Below are 2,109 nucleotides of genomic sequence, written 5' to 3'. Positions count from 1 at the left end.
CGCCGCAAGAAGTGGAGGAGGCGTTCTACGCACAGATGAACACCCTTGAAAAAGCCGCGTAGGTTTTGAACAAAGAAGCCTCTCGGAAACCCGGGGCGGTTCAGCTCGCTTCCATTGATGGATCATCGTCGGATGCACTCCGAACCGGCTCGCCAGCTCGGCCGCCGTCTCCTCGCCCTTCAGGGCTTCCAGCGCGAGCTTCGCCTTGAACTCGGGCGCGTGCTGCTTGCGTTTCCACATCTCTGATCTCCTTCTCCTCGAAGATCAGCAGACTGCAATTCGTAGCTTGTGTCAGTGTCGGAATTTCGGGGAAGCTCAGTTCAGTGGCAGGTAACCATTAGCTTAATTTGCCGTTGAACATGCTCGTGCAACTGTGCAGAGTAGATTTCGCAAACACCAGACGCGTGGCGTTTCCTTGTCAGACACCGCCGACGACGAACACATTCCCCAGCCGCTGGAGACCCGCGGGCCCGACAACCTCCTCTGGGTGCGGACGCGCACGATCTTCGCGCTCATGCTGCGCGAGATGTCGGCGCGCTACGGCAAGTCGCCGGGTGGCTACATGTGGGCCGTGCTGGAGCCGATGGGCATGATCATCGTGCTGTCCTTTGCGTTCTCGCTTGTGTTGCGCTCACCCTCGCTGGGCAACAGCTTCATCCTGTTCTACTCGGCGGCATACATTCCGTTCATCTTCTATTCCAACATCCAGCGGTTCGCAGGCGCCGCGATCAACTTTTCCAAGCAACTGCTGAAATACCCGATCGTCATCTGGCTTGACGCCGTCATCGCGCGCGTGGCGCTCAACGCCCTGACGGGCTTGCTGGTCGCCTACATTATCATGACGGGGATCTTGGTGCTGAACGACACGGTCGCCGTGCTCGACTTCGAGCCGATGATCGTCGCCATGACACTGGCCCTGCTACTGGGAACCGGCGTGGGCCTCACGAACTGCGTGCTCTTCGCCTTCTTCCCAGTGTGGCAGAACGCTTGGAGCATCGCGACCCGCCCGCTGATGCTCGCTTCCGCGGTCATCTACATCTACGAGGATCTGCCGCCGATGGCGCAGGCCGTGCTGTGGTACAATCCGCTGGCGCATGTCACCGGGATGATGCGCACGGGGTTCTTCCCGATGTACGAGGCAGATTACCTCTCGACGATCTACGTGCTGTCCTTCGCGCTGATCCTCAATGCCGTCGGCCTCATGCTGATGCGACGACACCACAACGAAGTCCTTAACCGCTGACGGCGAAGTGCGCCGACCTTTGCCGGAAACATGTGAACCGGCGTGCAAAAAGGACCCCTTCTCGGGGTGATCGGCATCGGGGTGATCGGCGTCCAACCCCCCTGATGTGGTGGTCCATGATGCTTCCGAGGCAATTCGGGGGCGGCTTTTGGGATGCTGGTTTTGGAGACGATTTCGAAGATCAGGCGGTGGTATTTTCAGGAAGGTAACCGCTGCGAGCACCCCATCTCCCATCGTGCTTCACGATCTGTAAGGACGCCCCAAACGTTGTTTTGGAGGTGAACGATGGGCATCCATTCGGAGCACCATTTGGAGGCCGGTCCCGTTATGGAGGTGGTCTCCGGGCCGAATGGACGACGCCGCTGGCCTGACGCCGTTAAGGCGCGGCTGGTCGCGGAGACTCTGGCCGATGGTGTGACGGTCCGGGAAGTCGCGCAACGCAATGGTCTCATGCCCCAGCATTGTCTGACGTCAGCACCTGTGGAACAGATTTGAGGTTTTCGTAACGGAGGATTTCTGGTTCATCGCAGCCACCAAGGAGCAAAGATGAACAAGAAATCCGGAACATCGAAGGACGCGGCTGACAAGCTGGTCAAAGGGATCAAGCGCAAGACACGCAAACAGTACTCGGCCGAAGAGAAGATCAGGATCGTGTTGGCTGGCCTGCGTGGTGAGGACAGCATCGCCGCGCTGTGCCGCCGCGAGGGGATCAGTGAGAGCCTGTACTACACGTGGTCGAAGGAATTCCTCGAGGCCGGCAAGCTGAACCGCCCCGGGTTTCCGAGAGGCTTCTTTGTTCAAAACCTACGCGGCTTTTTCAAGGGTGTTCATCTGTGCGTAGAACGCCTCCTCCACTTCTTGCGGCG

The 2,109-nt window shown here is 59.0% G+C and carries 4 protein-coding genes; 3 read left to right on the top strand and 1 reads right to left on the bottom strand.

Going from position 1 to position 2,109, the window contains the following annotated elements; all coding sequences use genetic code 11:
- A partial coding sequence (locus CEF10_RS17295; protein ID WP_232796562.1) for a transposase occupies window positions 1–240 on the bottom strand: 240 nt, incomplete at its 3' end.
- 175 nt (window positions 241–415) lie between these two features.
- On the opposite strand from CEF10_RS17295, the gene CEF10_RS16655 reads away from it, so the two are divergent.
- The 3 genes from CEF10_RS16655 to CEF10_RS16645 form a co-directional block, all read left to right on the top strand.
- On the top strand, window positions 416–1,243 hold the full coding sequence (locus CEF10_RS16655) for an ABC transporter permease (RefSeq protein ID WP_101069283.1): 828 nt from the start codon (window positions 416–418) through the stop codon (window positions 1,241–1,243).
- Window positions 1,244–1,528: 285 nt separating this feature from the next.
- Entirely contained in the window at window positions 1,529–1,738 is a 210-nt protein-coding gene (locus tag CEF10_RS17390; protein ID WP_198586229.1) for a transposase, read from the top strand.
- A 51-nt stretch (window positions 1,739–1,789) separates the two neighbouring features.
- On the top strand, window positions 1,790–2,109 hold a 320-nt coding region (locus CEF10_RS16645), incomplete at its 3' end, for a transposase (RefSeq protein ID WP_232796561.1).

This window comes from Roseovarius salinarum (genome assembly GCF_002834145.1).
Taxonomy (GTDB): domain Bacteria; phylum Pseudomonadota; class Alphaproteobacteria; order Rhodobacterales; family Rhodobacteraceae; genus Roseovarius; species Roseovarius salinarum.
The sequence above is the reverse complement of the archived record's forward strand: the minus strand, read 5'-3'. Positions and strand labels throughout refer to the sequence as shown.

Coding starts and splice junctions, on each gene's coding strand:
- CEF10_RS17390 (WP_198586229.1), top strand. CDS start 1,529: ATGGGCATCCATTCGGAGCACCATTTGGAGGCCGGTCCCGTTATGGAG.